The 22,611-nt window shown below is 64.6% G+C and carries 19 protein-coding genes; 10 read left to right on the forward strand and 9 right to left on the reverse strand.

What is annotated here, in order from left to right; all coding sequences use genetic code 11:
* Position 1: 1 nt before the first annotated feature.
* Entirely contained in the window at positions 2–1,483 is a 1,482-nt protein-coding gene (gene xdhA, locus NDO48_RS23100) for a xanthine dehydrogenase small subunit (protein ID WP_018429455.1), read from the reverse strand.
* A 3-nt stretch (positions 1,484–1,486) separates the two neighbouring features.
* The gene (gene uraH / locus NDO48_RS23105) at positions 1,487–1,852 is read right to left on the reverse strand and encodes a hydroxyisourate hydrolase (protein WP_018429456.1); all 366 of its coding nucleotides are present in this window, start codon (positions 1,850–1,852) and stop codon (positions 1,487–1,489) included.
* A gap of 179 nt (positions 1,853–2,031) precedes the next feature.
* Between uraH and puuE the strand changes: the two genes are divergently transcribed.
* The 9 genes from puuE to NDO48_RS23150 all read left to right on the forward strand — a co-directional run bounded on the left by puuE (position 2,032) and on the right by NDO48_RS23150 (position 12,853).
* Positions 2,032–3,465, forward strand: a complete 1,434-nt coding sequence (gene puuE, locus NDO48_RS23110) for an allantoinase PuuE (protein WP_026227509.1) — start codon at positions 2,032–2,034, stop codon at positions 3,463–3,465.
* Positions 3,466–3,482: 17 nt separating this feature from the next.
* Positions 3,483–4,328 carry a bifunctional allantoicase/(S)-ureidoglycine aminohydrolase gene (locus NDO48_RS23115; protein ID WP_018429458.1) on the forward strand — a complete coding sequence of 282 codons (846 nt, stop codon included), beginning with the start codon at positions 3,483–3,485 and terminating at the stop codon, positions 4,326–4,328.
* A gap of 21 nt (positions 4,329–4,349) precedes the next feature.
* Complete coding sequence (locus NDO48_RS23120) at positions 4,350–4,850, forward strand: ureidoglycolate lyase (RefSeq protein ID WP_026227510.1); 501 nt, start codon at positions 4,350–4,352, stop codon at positions 4,848–4,850.
* A gap of 3 nt (positions 4,851–4,853) precedes the next feature.
* Entirely contained in the window at positions 4,854–5,447 is a 594-nt protein-coding gene (locus NDO48_RS23125; RefSeq protein WP_018429460.1) for a nucleoside deaminase, read from the forward strand.
* Positions 5,448–5,637: 190 nt separating this feature from the next.
* On the forward strand, positions 5,638–7,638 hold the full coding sequence (locus tag NDO48_RS23130) for a CocE/NonD family hydrolase (RefSeq protein ID WP_018429461.1): 2,001 nt from the start codon (positions 5,638–5,640) through the stop codon (positions 7,636–7,638).
* 140 nt (positions 7,639–7,778) lie between these two features.
* Positions 7,779–9,362: an ABC transporter substrate-binding protein gene (locus tag NDO48_RS23135; RefSeq protein ID WP_018429462.1), complete on the forward strand. Its 1,584-nt coding sequence runs from the start codon at positions 7,779–7,781 to the stop codon at positions 9,360–9,362.
* A gap of 16 nt (positions 9,363–9,378) precedes the next feature.
* A complete protein-coding gene (locus NDO48_RS23140) occupies positions 9,379–10,338 on the forward strand; it encodes an ABC transporter permease (RefSeq protein ID WP_267322422.1) in 960 nt (319 codons plus the stop codon).
* 9 nt (positions 10,339–10,347) lie between these two features.
* A complete protein-coding gene (locus NDO48_RS23145) occupies positions 10,348–11,178 on the forward strand; it encodes an ABC transporter permease (protein WP_018429464.1) in 831 nt (276 codons plus the stop codon).
* Entirely contained in the window at positions 11,171–12,853 is a 1,683-nt protein-coding gene (locus NDO48_RS23150; RefSeq protein ID WP_026227511.1) for an ABC transporter ATP-binding protein, read from the forward strand. Before NDO48_RS23145 ends, NDO48_RS23150 begins: the two co-directional genes overlap by 8 nt.
* A gap of 314 nt (positions 12,854–13,167) precedes the next feature.
* On the opposite strand, the gene NDO48_RS23155 is transcribed toward NDO48_RS23150, so the two are convergent.
* From NDO48_RS23155 to NDO48_RS23180, 6 genes are all read right to left on the reverse strand, one after another.
* Complete coding sequence (locus NDO48_RS23155) at positions 13,168–14,109, reverse strand: alpha/beta hydrolase (protein WP_267322423.1); 942 nt, start codon at positions 14,107–14,109, stop codon at positions 13,168–13,170.
* Between the two features lie 262 nt (positions 14,110–14,371).
* Positions 14,372–15,154, reverse strand: coding sequence for a carnitinyl-CoA dehydratase (locus NDO48_RS23160; RefSeq protein WP_267322424.1), 783 nt, complete (start codon positions 15,152–15,154; stop codon positions 14,372–14,374).
* Between the two features lie 114 nt (positions 15,155–15,268).
* Entirely contained in the window at positions 15,269–17,455 is a 2,187-nt protein-coding gene (locus NDO48_RS23165; protein WP_267322425.1) for an acetate--CoA ligase family protein, read from the reverse strand.
* Positions 17,456–17,536: 81 nt separating this feature from the next.
* Positions 17,537–18,700: an acyl-CoA dehydrogenase family protein gene (locus NDO48_RS23170; protein WP_018429470.1), complete on the reverse strand. Its 1,164-nt coding sequence runs from the start codon at positions 18,698–18,700 to the stop codon at positions 17,537–17,539.
* Between the two features lie 3 nt (positions 18,701–18,703).
* Entirely contained in the window at positions 18,704–19,795 is a 1,092-nt protein-coding gene (locus NDO48_RS23175; RefSeq protein WP_267322426.1) for a carnitine 3-dehydrogenase, read from the reverse strand.
* Between the two features lie 31 nt (positions 19,796–19,826).
* Complete coding sequence (locus tag NDO48_RS23180) at positions 19,827–20,744, reverse strand: 3-keto-5-aminohexanoate cleavage protein (protein ID WP_267322427.1); 918 nt, start codon at positions 20,742–20,744, stop codon at positions 19,827–19,829.
* A 78-nt stretch (positions 20,745–20,822) separates the two neighbouring features.
* On the opposite strand from NDO48_RS23180, the gene NDO48_RS23185 reads away from it, so the two are divergent.
* On the forward strand, positions 20,823–21,803 hold the full coding sequence (locus tag NDO48_RS23185) for a GlxA family transcriptional regulator (RefSeq protein WP_267322428.1): 981 nt from the start codon (positions 20,823–20,825) through the stop codon (positions 21,801–21,803).
* On the opposite strand, the gene NDO48_RS23190 is transcribed toward NDO48_RS23185, so the two are convergent.
* The gene (locus tag NDO48_RS23190; protein ID WP_267322429.1) at positions 21,800–22,570 is read right to left on the reverse strand and encodes a TIGR01458 family HAD-type hydrolase; all 771 of its coding nucleotides are present in this window, start codon (positions 22,568–22,570) and stop codon (positions 21,800–21,802) included. The genes NDO48_RS23185 and NDO48_RS23190 overlap by 4 nt on opposite strands.
* Between the last annotated feature and the right edge of the window lie 41 nt (positions 22,571–22,611).

The following is a 22,611-nucleotide window of genomic DNA, read 5'->3' on the forward strand; positions in this document are numbered from 1 at the left end:
GTCACGCAGCCTCGTATCTCGACACCGTGAAAGGCGCCTTGGTGCCGGTGGTTTCCGCGTAGAAGCGCAGGAGCAGGTTCTTGGCCACCAGCGCACGGTATTCGGCGGTGGCGCGCATGTCGGTCAGCGGCGTGAAGTCTTCGGCATACTTGGCCATCGCCGCGTCCACGGTCGCTTCGGTCCAGGGCTGGCCGATCAGCGCCTTCTCCACCGCGCTGGCGCGCTTCGGCGTCGCCGCCATGCCGCCATAGGTGATGCGCACATCGGCCACCGTGCCATCCTTGGCAAGTTGCAGCCAAAACGCGCCGAGCGAGGCGGTGATGTCCTCGTCGCGGCGCTTGGTGACCTTGTAGACGGCGAAGTGGTCGTCTTTGTCGGGCACTGGCACATGCACGGCAGCGACGAATTCGCCCGGTGCGCGGTCCTGCTTGCCATAGGCGATGAAGAAGTCCTGCAACAAGATGGTGCGGCTCTCCTTGCCCTTTCGCAGCGTAAGCTGCGCGCCGAGCGAAATCAGCGCCGGCGGCGTGTCGCCGATGGGCGAGCCGTTGGCGACGTTGCCACCGATGGTGCCCATGTTGCGCACCTGTTGGCCGCCGATGCGGTCGATGAGCGGCCCGAGTGCTGGAATGCGCTTCGACAGCGTCTCGAATGCTTCGGTGTAGGTGACGCCGGCGCCGATGGAGATGACGCCCTTGTCTTCATCAAGTTTATGCAGGCCGTCGATATTGGCGATGAAGACGGCCGGCGAGATGTTGCGCATGTGCTTGGTGACCCACAGGCCGACGTCGGTCGAGCCGGCGACGACGGTCGCGGTCGGCTCTGCCTCGAGCACGTCGGCGAGGTCGTCGACGCTGGCCGGGATGACGAAGCGGTTCTTGCCCTCGCCGACCTCGACGCGGGTGCCGTCCTTGAAGGCTTCGAGGCGGGCTGTGACCGCCTTGCGCTCGACCAGCAGCGGATCCTTTGCCACTTTGCCGTAGTCGGAAATGGCGCGCGCCGCGCGCATGATCGCCTCATAGCCGGTGCAGCGGCAGAGATTGCCCTGCAGTGCCTTTTCGATCGCCTGGTCGGAGGGATTGGGGGTCTCCATCCACAGGCCGTAGAGCGACATGACGAAGCCGGGTGTGCAGAAACCGCACTGCGAGCCATGGAAATCGACCATGGCCTGCTGCACCGGATGCAGCTTGTCGCCACCCCCAGTGAGATGCTCGATGGTCACGACATGGCAGCCATCCAGCGAGCCGACAAAGCGGATGCAGGCATTGACGCTTTCATAGACCAGCTTGCCGCCGGACAACCGTCCGACCAGCACCGTGCAGGCGCCGCAGTCGCCCTCGGCGCAGCCTTCCTTGGTGCCGCGCAGGGAGCGGCGCAGACGCAGATGGTCGAGCAGCGTCTCGTCGGGCGCGACATCGGCAAGCTTGATATCCTCGCCGTTGAGGATGAAGCGGATATGGTTGCGTGTCTTGACCGTCGCCATGGCTCAGCTGCCCCGGTAGGTGGAATAGCCGTAGGGGGAAATCAGCAAGGGCACATGATAATGCGTCCGCTCGGCCATGCCAAAGCGGATCGGCACAACGTCGAGGAAAGCCGGCTTCGGCAGTTCCGTGCCCTGGCGGCGCAGGTAGTCGCCGGCCTCGAAAACGAGCTCGTATTCGCCGGTCCGGAAGTCGTCGCCTGCGAGCAGCGGCACATCGCAGCGCCCGTCGGAATTGGTGGCGACCTTCTTCAGCAAGCTGCGCGCACTGCCTTCGATGTGGAACAGGGAGATCGACAGCCCCTCGGCAGGCTTGCCGGTTGCAGTATCAAGGACATGGGTGGTGAGGCGTCCGCCTTCAGCCTTTGTCATTCGCTCTCCCTACTGGCGACATGCGCCATCTCGATAGATTTTGCGCCATTTAAGGGCATTGCATAAGGTGCGGTCGAGAAGACTGCTACAAAAAGACTTTCAAAATTTTTCGAGGGAATGTCTGACGTACCTTCCGCTATCCTGCTCAAGTGGCAGTAATAGACCGCTTTCGAGGGACCATGCGTTACGTAAGAGATATGCGCGGCTATGGCGCGAACCCACCAGATCCGAAATGGCCCGGTGGGGCCAATGTCTGCGTGCAATTCGTGGTCAACTACGAAGAGGGCGGCGAAAACAACATTCTGCATGGCGACGCGGCGTCGGAAGCTTTCCTCTCCGAGGTCGTCGGCGCGGCGCAGTGGCCGGGCAAGCGCCACTGGAACATGGAATCGATCTACGAATACGGCGCCCGCGCCGGCTTCTGGCGGCTCCACCGCATGTTCACCGAAACCAATGTACCGGTGACCGTCTATGGCGTCGCTTCCGCGCTCGCCCGCTCGCCCGACCAGCTGGCGGCGATGCAGGAGGCCGACTGGGAAATCGCATCACATGGCCTGCGCTGGATCGACTATCGCGACCATGCCGAAGCCGACGAGCGCGCCGATCTGATCGAAGCCATCCGGCTGCACACCGAAGTCGTCGGCGAACGCCCGACCGGCCTCTATCTCGGCCGTACCTCGGTCTATTCGGTGCGCCTCGCTGCCGCCGAAGGCGGTTTCGATTGGATTTCCGACACCTATGACGACGAGCTGCCTTACTGGCTCGACCATGACGGCCACGGCAACGCCATTCCCCCGCAGCTGGTCATTCCCTACACGCTCGACGCCAACGACATGCGTTTTGCAACCGCTCAAGGCTTCAACTCGGGCGACCAGTTCTACGCTTACCTGAAGGACAGCTTCGACACGCTCTATCGCGAAGGTGCCGCCGGCCGGCCACGCATGATGAGCATCGGCCTGCACTGCCGTCTCGTCGGCCGCCCCGGCCGTGCCGAAGCACTGCGCCGCTTTGTCGAATATGTGCAGAGCCACGACAAGGTCTGGGTCGCCCGCCGCACCGACATTGCCAGGCACTGGCGCGAAAACCATCCCTACCAGCCGCAGGCGCTGCGCCCCTCTCGCATGGAGCGCCAGGAGTTCGTCCAGCGCTTCGGCTCGATCTTCGAGCACTCGCCCTGGGTCGCCGAACGCGCCTTCGATCTCGAGCTCGGACCCGCTCATGACAGCGCCGGTGGGCTGCACAACGCGCTCTGCCGCGCCTTCCGCACTGGCACCGATGCCGAGCGACTTGGCGTGCTGACCGCCCACCCTGACCTTGCCGGCAAGCTGGCCCAGGCCAAGCGGCTGACCGAGGAGTCGACCAAGGAGCAGGCATCCGCCGGCCTCGACGCGCTCACCGACGCCGAGCGCAGCCGCTTCACCGAGCTCAATGCCACCTATGTCCAGAAATTCGGCTTCCCCTTCATCATCGCCGTGCGAGACAACGACAAGGCGAGCATCCTGAAGGCATTCGAGACCCGGATCGCCAACGACCGTGACCAGGAATTCGCCACCGCCTGCAAGCAGGTGGAGCGCATCGCCTGGTATCGCCTCAACGACATCCTTCCCCGCTAAGACCCACGCTAAGACAGATGACAAAACGCTCCTATTATGCGCCGAAAGGCGGCCTGCCTCCCCAGACGGACCTGATCACCGACCGCGCCGTCTTCACCGAAGCCTATGCGGTGATCCCGAAGCGCGAGTTCTCTGACATCGTCACCAGCTTTCTGCCCAACTGGGACAAGACCCGGCTGTGGATCATCGCTCGTCCGCTGTCGGGCTTTGCTGAGACCTTCTCGCAATACATCATGGAGGTGCAGCCCGGCGGCGGCAGCGACCGGCCCGAACCCGATGCAGGCGCCGAGGGCGTGTTCTTCGTCGTCGAAGGCGAAGTGACCGTGACCATATCAGGCAAAAGCCATGTGCTAACCCCTGGTGGTTATGCCTACCTGCCGCCGGCAAGCGGCTGGACGATGCGCAATGCAGGCCAGGAAACCGCACGCTTCCACTGGGTTCGCAAGGCCTATGAATATGTAGACGGTCTCGACGCGCCCGATCCGCTGTTCCTCAACGACAACGACATCGAGCCGAACGCCATGCCGGACACCAACGGCACCTGGGCGACGACACGCTTTGTCGATCCCAACGACCTGCGCCACGACATGCATGTCACGATCGTGACCTTCGAGCCGGGCGGCGTCATCCCCTTCCCCGAAACCCATGTCATGGAGCACGGCCTCTACGTGCTCGAAGGCAAGGCCGTCTACCGGCTGAACAACGACTGGGTCGAGGTCGAGGCCGGCGACTTCATGTGGCTGCGCGCCTTCTGCCCGCAGGCCTGTTATGCTGGCGGCCCTGGCCGCTTCCGCTACCTGCTCTACAAGGACGTCAACCGCCACGCGCAGCTCGGCGCCTTCAACGCCACGCGCCGTCGCTGAGGATCAGTCATGTCGGGTGAGATGAAGCGGATCGTCGCAAAACCGCTGACGCGGGAAAACTTCGCCGAGTTCGGCGAGGTCATCGACACCAACTGCGACAGTCACTACCCGATCAATGCAGGCAAATGCGAGCGCTTCCATGCGCTCGCCCGCGCCGAGGCAGCCGGCCCCGACGGCCATGTCATCATCAACATCTTCAAGGGAACGCCCTACGACTTCCCGCTGAAGCTTTCGATGGTCGAACGACACCCCTTCGGCAGCCAGGCGTTCATTCCGCTGACCCCGCGCCCCTATCTCGTCGTCGTCTGCCACGACATCGGCGACGGCCCGGGCGAACCACACGCCTTCGTCACGGCGCCCGGCCAGGGCGTCAACTACCCACGCAACCTCTGGCATGCGGTGCTGACGCCAATCGGCGAAAACCAGGACTTCGTCGTCGTCGACCGCGGCGGCACAGGCCCCAATCTCGAAGAGTTCCACTTCTCGCACCCTTACGAAATCACCCTTCCGGAAGGTTTCTGACACATGGCCGAACTCTCGCTCATCGAACGCCTCTTCGACGTCATCGAACACGACATCGTGCCCAAGACTGCCGAAGGCGTGAAGAAGGGCAACAAGCTTTTCGGCGCCGCCTTGCTTGCCAAGGACGACCGCTCGCTTGTCGTCGCCGAGACCAACAACGAGCTCGAAAATCCGCTCTGGCACGGCGAGATGCATTGCCTGAAACGCTTCTACGAAATGCCCAAGGCGACCCGCGCCGAAACCAAGGACCTGATCTTCCTGTCGACCCACGAGCCCTGCTCGCTGTGCCTGTCGGCTATCACCTGGGCCGGCTTCGACAATTTCTACTACCTCTTCAGCCACGAGGATTCGCGCGACAGCTTCGCCATCCCGCACGACCTGAAGATCCTGAAAGAGGTCTTCACCCTGGAGCCGGGCGGCTACAACGCCGAGAACGCCTACTGGAAGAGCTTCTCCCTGCGCAAGCTGGTGCGCGAACTGCCCGAAGCCGACCGCAAGCGGCTGGAAGAGCGCGTCGCCAGGATCTCCAGGCGCTACGACGAGATGTCGGAGACCTATCAGGAAAGCAAGGGCGACAACGACATCCCGCTGAACTGACGCGAATTGGCCAGTGAATTCCGTTCGCTGGCCCACGCTTAGCCCTTGCTTCGGCCACCCTGCGCCGTGTGCATGCCCCAAAATCGAGGTCGATTTTCGGCCAAGGATCATGCACAGACTTAAGTGCTACAGCGTCCTTTGCGCGTCGACAGGACGCGCGGCGCTGTAGTGATGGCGCAGGGAGCCAAGCATGAAAACCATCACCGAGTTTCCGCGCGACATCGTCGAATTTCCTGACATGGGCATCGTCATGCCCGATGGCACCAGGCTGTCGGCCCGGGTGTGGATGCCGGCGGATGCCGACCAGGACCCGGTGCCGGCGATCCTAGAACACCTGCCCTATCGCAAGCGCGACGGCACCACGACGCGCGACTGCCTGACCCATCCCTACTTCGCTGGCCACGGCTATGCCTCGATCCGCGTAGACATGCGCGGCAACGGCGATTCCGAAGGGCTGATGGACGACGAATACTCCGACCAGGAGTGGCAGGATGCATGCGACGTCATCGCCTGGGCCGCAAGCCAACCCTGGTGCAACGGCAAGGTCGGCATGATGGGCATCTCCTGGGGTGGCTTCAACGGCCTGCAGGTCGCGGCCCTTCAGCCCAAGGCGCTGAAGGCGATCATCACGTTGTGCTCGACCGACGACCGCTACGCCGACGACATCCACTACAAGGGCGGCCTGCTGCTCAACGAGAACATGGGATGGGGCGCGACCATGCTGTCCTATTCGTCGCGACCGCCGGATCCGGCACTGGTCGGCGACGCCTGGCGCGACATGTGGCTTGACCGGCTTGAGCACGAGCCCTTCCTGCCCGCCGTCTGGCTGAACCACCAGCGCCGCGACGCCTATTGGAAGCGTGGTTCGGTCAACGAAAACTATTCAGCCATCAAGGCTGCGGTGCTCGCCATCGGCGGCTGGGGCGATTCCTACAAGAACACCGTCTCGCGCCTGGTCAGCAACCTCAAGGCGCCGGTCAAGGGCATCGCCGGCCCATGGGTGCACAAGTACCCACATTTCGCCGTACCGAAGCCGGCCATCGGTTTCCTGCAGGAGGCGCTGCGCTGGTGGGACCACTGGCTCAAGGGCAAGGAAACCGGCGTCGAGGACGACCCGGCAATGCGGCTCTACGTCATGAATTCCGAACCGCCGCGCGAATGGTATCTCGAGCGCCAGGGACGCTGGATCGCGGAACAGCAATGGCCTTCGCCCGACATCGCCATCAAGACCCTGGCCCTCGGCGCGAACGGCACGCTTGCCGAGGGTGGCAAGCTGGACTCAACCGTATCGATCAACTCGCCGCAGGATTGCGGCATGGACGGCGGCGAATATTGCGCCATCTGGCTTGGACCGGAACTGCCGGGAGACCAGCGCACCGACGACGCCAAATCGGCCTGCTTCGATGGTGCCGTGCTCGACGCCCCGCTCGACGTCGTCGGCAGCCCGGTCATCAGGCTGAAGCTGGCGGCCAATCGCAGGCGGGCGATGGTCGCCGTGCGCCTCTGCGACGTCCAGCCGGACGGCGCTTCGACGCGCATCACCTATGGCGTGCTCAATCTCTGTCATCGCAACAGCCACGAATTCCCGGAGGACGTGGTGCCGGGCAAGGCGATGGATATCGCCTTCAAGCTCGACGACATCGCCTACCGCGCAGCCGCGGGCAATCGCTTGCGTGTCTCCATCTCTTCGACCTACTGGCCGCTGGTGTGGCCATCACCGGAAGAGGTGACGCTGACGATCCACGATGGCGCCATCGATCTGCCGGTGCGTCCCTCGGGCGAAGTTAACGAATGGACGTTCGAGGAACCGGAGGGTGCCACCCCCTGGCAGATCGAGACGATCCGCGAGGACAGCCACAGCCGCAAGATCGAGCGCACGGACGGCAAGGTCACGCTCAGCATCGTCGACGACTTCGGCGAGACCCGCGATCTCGACCACGGACTGGCGGTCGGCGAGGTCGCCCGCGAGGCCTGGACCATCGATCCTGCCGACCCTCTGGCGGCCTACGGCGAGACCCATTGGACCCAGACGTTGAAACGCGACAGCTGGTCGGTCAGGACCGAAGCCTTCACCACCATGCGCGCGGACGGCGAGAATTTCCATCTCACCGGCCGCATCGAGGCCTATGAGGGAGAAAAACTGGTTTTCGAGCGCGATTTCACCGAAATCGTCGCCCGCGACCACATCTGACGCAGAAGATTTTGGTCCAAATGCGACACGTGGATTGCGCCACCTGATGTCGCATTCGGCCTTGCCGATGCCCTTACGTTACGGTCAATATTGCCATCAGAAGTCGAGCAATAACCGACCGCCAGAGTGAGGAGCTTCCAATGTCCAATGAACTTGAATTCCTGAGCAGCCGTGTCGCCAAAGGCAAGTTGAACCGGCGCGACTTTCTGGGTCGCGCCGCAGCCCTCGGTGTCTCCGCAGCCTTCGCCAATACGCTGCTTTCCAATGCCGCCAGGGCCGAAGGCCCTGTCAAGGGCGGCACCCTTCGCGCCGGCATGCAAGGGGGTGCTGCCACCGACAGCCTCGACCCGGCATCCTGGTCGAGCCAGGTGCCTTATTTCTTCGGCCGCCAGTGGGGCGAGCAGCTCGTGCAGATTTCGCCGACCGGCGAAGTGCACCCTGCCCTTGCAGAAGAATGGGGCGCATCCGACGACGCCAAGACCTGGACCTTCAAGATCCGCAAGGGCGTGCAGTTCCACAACGGCAAGGAGATGACGCCTGACGACGTGGTGGCGACCATGGAGCGCCATTCCGACGAGAAGGCGAAATCAGGTGCACTCGGCCTGATGGGCGGCATCGCCTCGGTCAAGAAGGACGGCCAGAACGTCGTCTTCGAGCTGAAGGACGCCAATGCCGACCTGCCCTTCCTGCTCGACGACTACCATCTGATGATCCAGCCGAACGGCGGCAAGGACAAGCCAGATGCCGGCATCGGCACCGGGCCCTACAAGGTCACCGTCAACGAGGCCGGCGTGCGCCTTGGCGGCGAGAAGTTCGCCAACTACTGGCGCGACGACCGCGGCTTCGCCGACCAGATCGAGATCATCGTCATCAACGACGCTACGGCCCGTACCTCTGCCTTGCAGGGCGGCCAGGTCGACATTATCAACCGCGTCGAACCGAAGATCGTCGAGCTGATCAAGCGCGTGCCCGGCGTTGTCATCCGCAACGTCGCCGGCCGCGGCCACTATGTCTTCATCGCCCACTGCAACACCGCGCCTTTCGACAACAACGATCTCAGGTTGGCGCTGAAATATGCGCTCGACCGCGAGGAGATGCTGCAGAAGATCCTGATGGGCTACGGCTCGGTCGGCAACGACACCCCGATCAACAAGGCTTATCCGCTGTTCACCGAGATGGAGCAGCGCAAGTACGATCCCGACAAGGCCGCCTTCCATTACAAGAAATCCGGCCATTCCGGCTCGGTGCTGCTGCGCACCTCCGACGTCGCCTTCCCCGGCGCCGTGGATGCCGCCCAGCTCTACCAGCAGAGTGCCGCCAAGGCGGGCATCACGCTCGAGGTCAAGCGCGAGCCGGGCGACGGCTACTGGTCGGAAGTTTGGAACAAGCAGCCCTTCTCGGCCTCCTACTGGGGCGGGCGCCCGACGCAGGACCAGATGTATTCCACCGCCTACTACTCCAAGGCCGACTGGAACGACACGCGCTTCTTCCGCGAGGACTTCGACAAGATGCTGTTTGCAGCACGCGCCGAACTCGACAAGGACAAGCGCAAGAAGCTCTATGCCGACATGGGCCAGATCGTCCGCGACGAAGGCGGGGTCATCACGCCGATGTTCAATGACTTCATCGACGCCACCAGCGGCAAGGTCGGCGGCTGGGTCGATGACGGCAACCAGGAGATGATGGGCGGCTACGCGCTGTCGAAGTGCTGGCTGAACGCCTGAGCAAGGCGCCGGCGGCATGTCCAACCCGATCTTGAAACTGATCGCCCAGCGCATTGCGCTGGGCCTTCTCCTGCTTCTGGCCGTTTCGGTCCTGATCTTCGCCGGCACCCAGATCCTGCCCGGCGACGTCGCCCAATCCATTCTCGGCCAGTCGGCCACGCCCCAGGCGCTCGCCAACCTCAGGGAGTCCCTCGGGCTCAACGACCCGGCCTATATCAGGTACTTCAGGTGGCTCGGCGGCGTGCTGACGGGCGACCTCGGCACGGCCCTGTCGAGCCGGCAGGACATCGCCGCCTCCATCGGCCCGCGCCTTTGGAACACCCTGTTCCTCGCCTTCTGGGCGGCCGTCGTGTCCGTGCCGCTGGCCATCCTGCTCGGGCTGCTTGCGGTGCGCTACCGCAACGGTTTCATCGACAAGACCATCTCCGGCCTGGCGCTTGCCTCGACCTCGTTGCCGGAATTCTTCGTCGGTTACCTGCTCGTCTATTTCTTCGCCGTGAAGTGGCAGATCTTCCCCGGCATCTCCACCGTCTATGACGGCATGCCCTTCCTCGAGCGCATGAAGGCGATCGCCCTGCCGGCAACGGCGCTCACGCTCGTCGTGCTCGCCCACATGATGCGCATGACGCGCGCAGCGATCCTGAACGTCATGCAGTCGGCCTATATCGAGACGGCCGAGCTCAAAGGCTTGTCGCCCTTCGACATCATCCGCAAGCACGCCTTCCCCAATGCCATTGCGCCGATCATCAACGTGGTCATGCTCAACCTCGCCTTCCTCATCGTCGGCGTCGTCGTGATCGAAGTCATCTTCGTCTATCCCGGCATGGGGCAATATCTCGTCGACCATGTCGCCAAGCGCGACGTGCCCGTGGTGCAGGCGGTGGGGCTGATCTTCGCTGCGGTCTATGTCGCTCTCAACATGGTCGCCGACATTGCCGCCATCATCGCCAACCCGCGCCTCCGGCACCCGAAATAGGACGGCGCCATGCTCGATTTCAAACGCATCTCCCTCGGCGCCTGGATCGGACTGGTCCTTACCGCCTGCTTCCTGTTCGCGGCCCTGTTCGCACCCTGGGTTGCGCCCTACGGCAAGGCCGAAATCGTCGGCGACGTCTGGGCGCCGTCAAGCGCGCAGTTCTGGCTCGGCACAGACAATCTCGGCCGCGACCTGCTCTCACGCATGATCTATGGCGCCCGCACGACGATCTTCATCGCCGTGATGGCAACCGCGCTGTCGTTCTCACTCGGTTCGATCCTCGGCTTTACCGCAGCCACCGTCGGCGGCTGGCTCGACACCACCATGTCGCGCTTCGTCGACCTGCTGATGGCAATCCCGACGCTGATCTTCGCGCTCGTCGTGCTGTCGGTCCTGCCTTCGACCTTGCTCACGCTGATCCTGGTCATGGGTATCCTCGACGCCACCCGTGTCTACCGCCTGTCGCGGGCGGTGGCGGTCGACATCAACGTGATGGACTTTGTCGAGGCGGCCAAGCTGCGCGGCGAAGGCAAGGCCTGGATCATCTTCCGCGAGATCCTGCCCAACGCGCTGTCGCCGCTGGTCTCCGAACTCGGCCTGCGCTTCATCTATGCCGTGCTGTTCCTCTCTGCGCTGTCCTTCCTCGGCCTCGGCGTGCAGCCGCCGGATGCCGACTGGGGCGGCATGGTCAAGGAAAACAAGGACGGCATCGTCTTTGGCATTCCCGCAGCCCTGATCCCCGCCGCCGCGATTGCAGCCCTTGCAATCTCGGTCAACCTCGTCGCCGACTGGGTGCTCAACCGCACCACCGATCTCAAGGGAGGACGCGGCAATGGCTGATGCCAAAATGGAGGCCAAGGCAAAACCCGGCACCAACGGCTCCGACACGCTGCTCGACATCCGCAACCTCAGGATCGAGGCCAAGGTGTTCCCGCCCGGCGAGGCGCCGCGCACCATTACGCTTGTCCACGACGTGTCGCTCAGCCTCAAGCGCGGCCAGGTGCTCGGCTTGATCGGCGAGTCCGGTGCGGGCAAGTCGACCATCGGCCTGTCGTCCATGGCTTATGGCCGCGGCGGCGTGCGCATCACCGGCGGCGAGGTCGTGTTCAACGGCCGCGACATCCTCAAGGCCGGCACGCAAGGCGTGCGCGCCCTGCGTGGCCGTGAGGTCTGCTATGTTGCGCAATCGGCGGCGGCGGCCTTCAACCCGGCCCATCGCCTGATGGACCAGGTGGTGGAAGCCTCGATCCTGCATGGGGTTACGACCCGCGAGGAGGCCGAGAAACGCGCCGTGGCGCTGTTCAGGAAGCTCAGTCTTCCCGACCCCGAGAATATCGGCAAGCGCTTCCCGCACCAGGTTTCCGGCGGCCAGCTGCAGCGCGTCATGACAGCCATGGCGCTGTGCTCCGAGCCCGACCTGATCGTCTTCGACGAGCCGACGACGGCGCTTGATGTCACCACCCAGATCGACGTGCTGGCGGCGATCAAGGAGGCCATCCGCGACACCGGCGTGGCAGCGCTCTACATCAGCCACGACCTAGCCGTCGTCGCCCAGGTATCGGACGAGATCATGGTGCTGCGCCATGGCCGGCTGGTCGAATGGGGCGGCACGCGCCAGATCATCAAGGAGCCCCGCCAGGAATACACCTCGGCACTCGTCTCCGTGCACGAGATCGAGCATCAGGAAAAGAAACCGGGCGCGGCCCCCTTCCTCTCGGTCAGAGACGTGACGGCTGCCTATGGCGGCGGCAAGATCAAGGTGCTCAAGAACGTCTCGGTCGACATCCTGCCCGGCCAGACGCTGGCCGTCGTCGGCGAATCCGGCTCTGGCAAGTCGACGCTTGCGCGCGCCATCACGGGCCTGTTGCCGCCCGAGCAGGGCAGCATTACCTTTGCCGGCCGTACCCTGTCCAATCGCCTCGCCGACCGCACCCGCGACGACCTGCGCGAGCTGCAGATGATCTACCAGATGGCCGACGTGGCGATGAACCCGCGCCAGACTGTGGGCACGATCATCGGCCGGCCGCTGGAATTCTATTTCGGCATGAGCGGCAAGGAGCGCGATGCCAGGGTCGCCGAACTGCTCGACAAGATCGAGATGGGCCGCGGTTTCATCGACCGATATCCGGCCGAACTGTCAGGCGGCCAGAAGCAGCGTGTCTGCATCGCGCGAGCGCTCGCGGCCAAGCCGAGGCTGATCATCTGCGACGAGGTGACGAGCGCTCTGGATCCGCTGGTCGCCAACGGCATCCTCAAGCTGCTGCTCGGACTGCAGGCCGAGGAAGGCGTCGCCTATCTGTTCATCACCCACGATCTGGCGACGGTGAAGTCCATCGCCGACTCCATCGCCGTCATGTATCGCGGCGAGGTGGTACGCTACGGCCCGAAGTCGGAAGTGCTGAAGCCGCCCTTCGACGCCTACACGGACCTGCTGCTGTCGTCGGTGCCCGAAATGGAGATCGGCTGGCTGGAAAAGGCCATCGGCGGCCGCAGGATGGCGAGTGCCGGGAATTGAGGCAGCAGAAGTAGTGCGTCTTTCGAGACTGGCCTTTGGGGCAGGCACCTCAGGATGAGGACGGTTGCATTCCTTCGCGCCCCTCTCTGGCCTGCCGGCCATCTCCCCCGCAGGGGTGGAAGATCATGCCTTCATAGGCCCGGGCGGCCAATCACAGAAGTATGCCCTCGTCGACTTGCTGCCGGCCGCGAAAGTCGCAAGCAGGCGGTGTTGGTCAGCAGATTGGACGCAGGTGGCGACGTGACCAATCTGCCCCCTTGCGGGGAAGATGGCCGGCAGGCCAGAGAGGGGCAAGGAACGCCAACGTCCAACCGTCACCAGCTCCACTCACCCCGCCCCAGCGCCGCCGCCGCATCGACGATGCGCGTGAAGCTGGCGCGGGCGCGGCGGACGGTGTGGCGGGCGCGCAGGTAGCCGTGGACGAGTCCCGGCTCCTCGAACCAGAAGGCTTTGCCGCCGGCAGCGACTATGCGTTCGCCGTAGGCCTCGCCATCTGATGACAGCGGGTCGCATTCGGCCGTGATGACGACTGTTGGCGGCAGATTGGCGAAATCGGCGTCTGCCAGCGGCGACAGCGTGATGTCGCCGGTACGGTCCTCGCCGCCGGTGCGGATGTCCTTGTAGAATTCGAGGTCGCGCATGGTCAGCATCGGCGCCTCGGCATGGACGATGTAGGATCCGCGCATCCGATCCCCGCCAAGGCCCGGATAGATCAGCACTTGCCCGACCGGGCGCCTGGCGTGCCCGCGCGTGGCATGACTGACGGCGGCCGCGATGTTGCCGCCGGCGCTGTCGCCGGCGAGCACGATGGGCTGGCCGTATCTGGTCGCGGCCCATTCGAAGGCGGCCATGGCATCGTCGAAGGCAGCCGGATGCTTGTGCTCGGGCGCCAGCCTGTAGTCGACCGACACGACTTCGTAGCCGGTGCGCCCGCACAGCTCGGCGCAGACGTCATCATGGCTGTCGAGCCCGCCGAGGATGAAACCGCCGCCGTGGAAATAGAGCACCATCGCCTGCGGGGCCTTATCGGCAAGGCGGTAGATGCGGATCGGCACGTCCCGCCCAGACGCAGGAATGGCGGTCGTCTCGGCCGTCACGCCATCGGGGTAGCCGGCGAAGAACTCCCGGCACATGCGGTCGTAGATCTCGCGCTGCTGGGCGATGGTGTAGTCGATGGTGTCAGGCGGATAGTAGGAATTGGTCCGCTCGATGAAGGTCCAGGTCTCGGCGTCGATGAGCGTGCCGTAGTCGGTCATTGGAGGGCACCTCGGCAAAGGCCGCGCCCTCTCGCGGACCCCTTTGGCCTACCGGCCATCTCCCCCACAAGGGGGGAGATCAGGCTTTCACCGGCGCCTCGCCCAACCTTCGGTGGCAGAACAGTGCGGCCCAGTCGGCCAATGCGTCCGAGGTTACTGCAGGAGACAGCTCGGCGCCAACGTGAATGATCTCCTCCCTCATGGGGGAGATGGCCGGCAGGCCAGAAAGGGGCGCGAAGAAACTCCATCATGCCTCCTATCCCTACTTCCCCTTCCACACCGGATCACGCTTCTCGGCAAACGCCTTGAAGCCCTCGAGATTGTCCTCCGATGCGTAGAGCTCGTCCACGGTCGCGAATTGCCGCTTGGTGATGCGGTTCATCGTTTCCTGGAAGCCCATCACCTCGGCGGCGCGGGCCACCTCCTTGATGGCAGCGAAGACCAGCGGCGGGCCGCCGGCGAGCAGGCGGGCGATCTCCCAGACGCGCTCCTCCAGCTTGTCGGCCGGCAGCACCTCGTTGACCAGGCCCCAACGATGCGCCTCGGCCACGTCCATCCAGCGGCCGGTGAGCAGAAGATCCATCGCCACGTGATAGGGAATGCGCTTGGGCAACTTGATCGTCGCAGCATCAGCCAGCGTGCCCGCGCGGATCTCGGGCAGTGCGAAGCTCGAATGCTCGGAGGCGTAGATCAGGTCGCAGGATAGCGCCAGTTCGAAGCCGCCGCCGACCGCCATGCCGTTGACGCAGGCGATCACGGGCTTGTTGAGGTCACGCAACTCCTGCAACCCGCCGAAGCCGCCGACGCCATAGTCGCCGTCGACCGCGTCGCCGCTGGCCGCCGCCTTCAGGTCCCAGCCGGCGGAAAAGAACTTCTCGCCCGCCGTCTTCACGATGGCGATACGCAGGCTGTCATCGTCACGGAAGGCCTTGAACGTCTCGCCCAGCAGCCGCGAGGTCGCAAGGTCGATGGCATTGGCCTTGGGCCGGTCGAGCGTGACCTCGAGGACCACACCTTCCCTGCGGGTTTTCACGACGTCGGACATTTTTTCCTCCATTGCCCTTGCCCAGGCCTATGCCTGGGCAAGCCTTTCAAAGCCGTGGGCGGGATAGCCCCTCGCCCTTGCCCTCTCCCCGTGAAGAATGGGACGAAGGAGGCGTCAACGTTGCGGCCGGCTTGCCTCTTCCCGTCCTTCACCGAAAGAAAGTCCGGCAGAGGGGCCATTCACGACCAGCAGCGCGTCCGCGATCCAGGCTCCCTGCCCTTCGCCGCAGACGATCAGCGGGTTGATGTCGAGTTCCTCGATTGCCTCGACATAATTGGACACGAAGCCGGCGATCGCCATGATCGCATCAACGGCAGCACCAACATCCGCCCTCGCGCCGCCGCGATAGCCGTCGAGCAGCGGATACATCTTCAGCCCCTGCAGCGCCGCCGCCACCTCGCTGCGCGAGGCCGGTAAGTGCAGCGTCGCGCTGTCCTTGATGAGTTCGACCAGCACGCCGCCGGTACCGATGGTCATGACAGGGCCGAACAGCGGATCACTGGTGACGCCGACGATCAGCTCGGCGACACCGCCCGAGACCATCTTTTCGACATAGAGGCCGGAGCCGAGCGGCAGCAGGGCTGCCGCTGCCGTGCCGACATCTTCGGCGGTTTTCAGATTCAGCCTGACGGCACCGAGTTCGCTCTTGTGGGCAACGCCGAGTGCCTTGAGCGCCACGGGATATCCCAGCGCCTCGGCGGCTGAGATGGCCTCGGTCACGCTTGCCGCGCGTCGGCCCGCCGGTACAGCAAGGCCGGCGTCGCGCAACAGGAATTTGGCGGCGGCTTCGTCGAAGGTGGCTCGGGAAACGTCCCCCTTTGGCCTGCCGGAGAGAGGTGTGCAGGTGCCACCGCCAATCGATGCTGCAATCGGCCTGGCCCAGGCCTCGCCAATCGCCGCCGCCGCCTCCGCCGCGTCCATTGCCTCTGATATCCCCTGCAAGGGCACGATCCCGCGCGAAAACAGGTCGGCGGCATGCTCCTCGGTCAGGTTCTCCGACATCGACGCCACCACGGCGCCGCGCGCGCCATTGGCCTTCAGCGCAGCCTCGAAAGCGCGCACGGTCGGCCACCAGTCGGCATCCGAGCAGCGGTCGTTGCGTGGGAAGTCGAGCACCAGCATGTTGAGGTCGAAGCCGCCGGACGCCATCGCCGTGAAGGTGGCCGTCATCGCCGGTTCGTCGTTCCAGATGAAGGTGTGGTAGTCGAGCGGATTGGCGACCGCCACGAAGGCGCCGAGCGTCGACTTGACCCTCGCATAGTGCTCAGGCGTCAGTGCAGGGAAACGCAGCCGTCGCTCCTCGGCGCTGTCGGCCATGACGGAGGCTTCGCCGCCCGAGCAACTCATCGACGACAGCGCGAAGCCGGGCAGCGGGCCAATCGCGTGCAGCAGCTTCAGCGTTTCGAGCAGCGACGGGATGGTGTCGACGCGGGCGATGCCGAGCCGCCTGAGGAAGGCATCCGATGCGGCGTCGGAGCCTGCGAGCGACGCGGTGTGCGAGATCGTCGCCTTGCGCGCCTGTTCGGAGCGGCCGACCTTCATGGCGACGATCGGCTTATTCAGTTCGCGCGCCCGCGCCGCCAACCGCTCGAAGCCGTCGACGGTATCGAACCCCTCGATGTGCAGCCCGAGGCACGACACGCGCTCGTCCTCGATCAGCCCAAGCGCCATCTCGGAGAGGCCGGTCTGCGCCTGGTTACCGGCCGTCATCAGGAAGGCCACCGGCAGGCCACGCTTCTGCATGGTCAGGTTGCAGGCGATATTGGACGACTGCGTTATGATGGCAACGCCGCGCCCGCCAGTCGCGAGCCTCCGGCCGCCATGCTGGTCGGGCCACAACAATGCGCCGTCGGCATAGTTGATCAGGCCGTAGCAATTGGGTCCGATGACGGGCATGCCACCGGCCGCCGCCACCAGCTCGACCTGCAGCCGCTCGCCGTCGGCATCGTCGTTGCCAGCCTCGAGGAAGCCCGAGGCAAAGCAGATCGCCCCGCCTGCGCCGCGTGCGGAGAGTTGTGAGATCACCTCGATGGTCAGGAAGCGGTTGACGCCGACGAAGGCGGCGTCGGGGGCACCGGGCAGCTCTGCGACCGAGCGGTAAGTCCTGATGCCCTCGACCTCGTCCTTAGTCGGATGCACCGGCCAGATGTCACCGGCAAACCCCATCTTCAGGCATTGCTTGACCACCGCCGCCGCCTGCGAGCCGCCGAACACGGCGATCGACTTCGGCCGTAGCAGGCGCTCGAGCCGCGTTCGCCCTGAAGGCTTCGGGGTGGAGGTGGTCAAAGTCGAGCTACTCATTTCCACCCCCACCCGGCCCTGCGGGCCACCCTGCCCCGAAGAGCAAGGTCAAACTTGTCTGCCGCTTCCGCAGCCTCAAAATCATCCGCCCACCGCTCTGAGCAGCGCGCGCGAAATGATGTGTCGCTGGATTTCCGACGTGCCTTCCCAGATGCGCTCGACGCGGGCGTCGCGCCAGATGCGCTCCAGCGGCAGGTCGTCCATCAGGCCCATGCCGCCATGGATCTGGATCGCCTCGTCGGCGACGAAGGCCAGCATCTCGGTGGCCTTGAGCTTGGCCATCGCCATGTCCTGGTCGGTGACCGTGCCCTGGTCGTATTTCCAGCCGGCCTCCATGACCATCAGTTCGGCCGCCTTGAGCTCGGTTGCCATGTCGGCGAGCTTGAAGGACACGCCCTGGAACTTGCCGATCTGCTGGCCGAACTGTTCGCGTTGGGCGGCATATTCGATGGCATGGCCAAGCGCGCGTTCGGCACGGCCGAGACAGGTTGCACCGACCTGCAGGCGGGTGGCCCCCAGCCAGGAGTTCGCGACCTCGAACCCCTTGTGCACCTCGCCAAGGATCTGGCTCGCCGGCAACCGGCAGTCGTCGAACTCCAGCACCGAATTGGTGTAGCCGCGATGCGAGACGTTGCGGTAGCCCTCCCGCACGGTGAAGCCGGGGGTGCCCTTGTCGACGAAGAAGGCGGTGATCTTCTTGCGTTTGCCACGGGGACTGTCCTCCTCGCCCGAGGCCATGAAGACGATGGCGAAATCGGCAATATCGGCGTGGGAGATGAAATGCTTGGTGCCGTTGAGCACCCAGTCGCCGCCCTGTTCGACGGCGCTCGCCTTCATGCCGCGCAAGTCCGAACCGGCGCCCGGCTCGGTCATGGCGAGACAGTCCGATTTTTCGCCGCGGATACAGGGGAAAAGGTACTTTTCGCGCTGCTCCGCCGTACCGGCGAGAAGGATGTTCGAAGGGCGCGCCACGCAGGTCCAATGCAGCGCATAGTTGGCGCGGCCGAGCTCCTTCTCGTAGAGCAGCCAGGTCAGCGTATCGAGCCCGGCGCCACCGACATCTGATGGCATGTTGGCTGCATAGAGCCCGGCAGATATCGCCTTTCCCTTGATCTCCTCGATCAGCTCGCGCCTGAGATGGCCCGTGCGCTCGACCTCCTGCTCATGCGGATAAAGCTCGTTCTCGACGAAGGCGCGCGTCGTGTCGACGATCAGCTGCTGTTCTTCGGACAGACCGAAATGCATGGCTTAGCCCTTCTTCTTGGCCGAAGCCTTTTTCGCCGCCTTCTTCACCGGCTTGCTCGCCTTGGCCTTTTCAGCAGCTTTCGAAACCTTGGGTTTGGCCTGGGAGGCGAGCTGCTTGGTGTAGTCCTTGTAGAGCGCACCGGCGCCCCAGCCCTTGCCCTTGTTCTGCTTCGACAGCGCATCCATGATTGCGACCAGATTGTCGTCGCGGATCTTTTCCAGCTCGCGGATCGACCATTTCGACGACTGGTCGTCGGACTGGCCGGCGATCAAGTCGACCAGCTCGTCGTTGAACTCCGGCACATCCATCAGCTTGGTCCATGGCCACTCCAGGCACGGGCCGAACTGGGCCATGAAGTGGCGCATGCCCGCCTCGCCACCGGCGATGCGGTAGACCTGGAACATGCCCATCTGGGCCCAGCGCAGGCCGAAGCCGTAGCGCATGATGTCGTCGAGCTCTTCGACCGAGCAGATGCCGTCCTTGATCAGCCACAAAGCCTCGCGCCAGGCCGCTTCCAGCAGGCGGTCGCCGACAAAGGCCTCGATCTCCTTGCGGATGACCACGGGCTTCATGCCGATGGAGGAATAGATCTCCTTGGCCACCTCGATGGCCTCGGGGAAGGTCTTGCTACCACCGACGATCTCGACGATGGGCAGGAGATAGACCGGGTTGAACGGATGGCCGACCACCAGCCTTTCAGGGTGCTTCTTCATCGCCACCTGCATGTGGGACGGCTTGATACCCGAGGTGGACGAGCCGATGATCGCATTGGCCGGCGCGTGCATGTCGATCTCGGCCAGCACCTTGTGCTTGAGGTCGAGCCTCTCAGGCACGCTTTCCTGGATGAAGTCGGCGTCGGCCACGGCCTCGGCAATGGTCTTGGCGTAGGTCAGCTTGCCTTCCTTGGGCAGGCCGCCTGGCACCATCTGCCTGTAGGCGCGCCGCGCGCCCTTCATCACCTCGCCGACCTTGCGTGAGGCCTCCGGATCGGGATCGAAGATCGACACGTCGATACCGTTGAGCAAAAGCCGCGCCACCCAGCCCGCGCCGATCACCCCGCCGCCAATGGCGGCTGCTTTGGAAATTGTGTTCATGAGCATGCCCCTCCCGGCAGATTGTCAGCGATCAGACCGCCAGCGGCGCGCGCTTGACGAGGTTGAGCTTCTTGCGCACCTCTTCGGGCCCGATGACCCTGGCACCCAGGGTCTCGACGACTGTAACCGCCTTCTCGACCAGCTGCGCATTGGTGGCGAGCACGCCCTTGTCGAGCCAGAGATTGTCCTCGAGGCCGACGCGCACATTGCCGCCGGCGAGCACCGCGGCCGCCGCATAGGCCATCTGGTTGCGGCCCAGCGAGAAGGCCGAGAAGGTCCAGCTCTTCGGCACGTTGTTGACCATCGCCATGAAGGTGTTGAGATCGTCCGGCGCACCCCACGGCACGCCCATGCACAGCTGCACCAGCGCGTCGGGCGCCAGCACGCCCTCCTCCACCAGCTGCTTGGCAAACCACAGATGGCCGGTGTCGAAGGCCTCGATCTCCGGCTTCACGCCCATCGCGGTCATCATGCCGCCCATGGCGCGCAGCATGCCCGGTGTGTTGGTCATGACATAGTCGGCCTCGGCGAAGTTCATCGTGCCGCAGTCGAGCGTACAGATCTCGGGCAGACACTGGCGCACATGCTCGACGCGGTTCGTGGCACCTCCCATGTCGGTGCCGGCCTGCTTCAGCGGCAGCGGGCTTTCGACGTCGCCGAACACCATGTCGCCACCCATGCCGGCGGTCAGGTTCAGCACCACGTCGACGTCTGCCTCGCGGATGCGCTCGGTCACCTCACGGTAGAGATGGATGTCTCGGCGCGGCTTGCCGGTCTCGGGGTCGCGGACATGGCAATGGACGATGGCCGCCCCCGCCTTGGCCGCCTCGATGGCCGAGTCGGCGATTTCCTTGGGCGAACGCGGCACCAGCCGGCTGCGATCCTGCGTGCCGCCGGACCCGGTCACAGCACAGGTAATGAAGACCTCGCGGTTCATTTCGAGCGGCATCGCATTCCTCCCAGCAGCAATTCCGAACGTATGATTGCGCTGCTTGCGCTGGCTTGTTTTGCGTTTTACGAAAGGCAAATGGCAAAAAGCGAAAAGCCGACAATCTTTCGCGAAGAACGTACACCGCTCAAGGTGACGATGCTGGTCTTCTCCGGCGCGTCCATCATGTGCGTGGCGTCGGCCGTCGACCCGCTGCGCGCCGCCAACCGTGTCTCGGGCGAAACCCTGTTCGACTACCGGCTGGTGTCGAGCACCGGCGAGCCGCCCATCACCACCTGCGGCCTGCCGGTGGCAGTCTCCGGTGCCTTCGACCCCGACGGGGCCTGCGACGTGCTGATGGTCATCGCCGGCTTCGGAACGCAAGGCTACGCCACGTCGAAGCTGCTCGGCGGCATAAGGCGCTGCGCCCGCAAGGCGCGTGCCGCAGGCGGCATCGAGGCCGGCACGTGGCTGGTCGCTCGCGCCGGGCTCTTGGAAGGCCGCGCCGCCACCACCCATTGGGAAGACATGGAGGATTTTGCCTCTGCCTTTCCCGACGTCGAGGTTCGCCCCGACCGCTACATCATCGACGGCCCGGTCTTCACCTCGGGCGGCGCCGCCCCCACTTTCGACCTGATGCTGCATCTGGTGCGTTCGCGATTGGGCATGGCGACCGCGCTCGATGTCGCCAGCGTCTTCATTTACGACCAGTCGCGCGCCGCCACCGACGCACAGCCGCTGGTCTCGCTCGGCCGGCTCGACGGCTACGACCCGCGCCTCGCCCAGGCGATCCGGCTGATGGAAGCGCATGTTGACCAGCCGCTGACGATTGCCGCGATTGCAAAACGCGCCGGCGTGACGGCGCGCACGCTCGAAAGCATCTTCCGCGCCTCGATTGGCGAGACGCCGGGGGCCTATTATCTCAGGCTGAGATTGAGCGCCGCGCGCCGGCTCGTGGTCGACACGCGCGTCAGCATGGCCGAGGTTGCGGAGCGCACTGGATTTTCATCAGCCGCGGCCTTCTCCCGCAGCTTTTCGAAAGCCTTCGGCACCGCACCGGTGAGGATGCGCAAGGGCTAACCTCGACGGGCGAGGATCCACTCGACCGCCGCCTCGAGATCGTCGACAACGGCGGTCGGATGCGGTGCGTGGCGGCTTTCGTCACCAGCGCGGTACTTGCCGGTTCGCACCAGAAGGGCTGTTCCGATCCCCGCCTTCAAGGCACCGGACACGTCGCTTTCGGCGTCATCGCCGACCATCACGGCCTGACCAGGCGGGCAATCCAACCCGGCCAGTGCGGCATGGAAGAAGTCGCGAGACGGCTTGCCCAGCACCGTCGCCTGCTTGCCGGCAGCGAATTCCAGTGCTGCGACGAAAGCCCCGGCATCGAGACTGAGCCCGCCATCGGCATCCTTGAAGGTGCGATTGACCGCAAGCGCGAGGAATTCGGCACCGTCGATCAGTTGCCGGAAGACGGCGTTCATCGCCGCATAGGTGAAGGCCTCGGCAGCATCGCCGACCACCACCGCCCTCCTGTCACCAAACTTGTTGCCGGCGAATTCGGGCACGAGATCGGGATGCACCAGGAGATGCGCCCTGCAGCCTTCGCGTGCGAGCCAATCGACCGCGGCACGCGCCGGGGTGAACAGCTCGTCGCGGTCGACTGCAACACCAAGGCTCGCGAGCTGGGCAACGATCGCCCGGTGCGGCGACCGTGTCGTGTTGCTGACGAAGCGGATCGGCAGGCCCTCGGCGCGAAGCCGCCCGATGGCCGCGACAGCACCCGGGATCGGTCTATCGCCGTCATAAACGACGCCCGAGAGGTCGAGCAGAACCGCGCGTATCATGCGAGGAGCATGGCGGTCCCCGCCCCCTCAGTCAAACCACT

The sequence above is a fragment of the Aminobacter sp. MET-1 genome, from assembly GCF_026521175.1.
GTDB lineage: Bacteria > Pseudomonadota > Alphaproteobacteria > Rhizobiales > Rhizobiaceae > Aminobacter.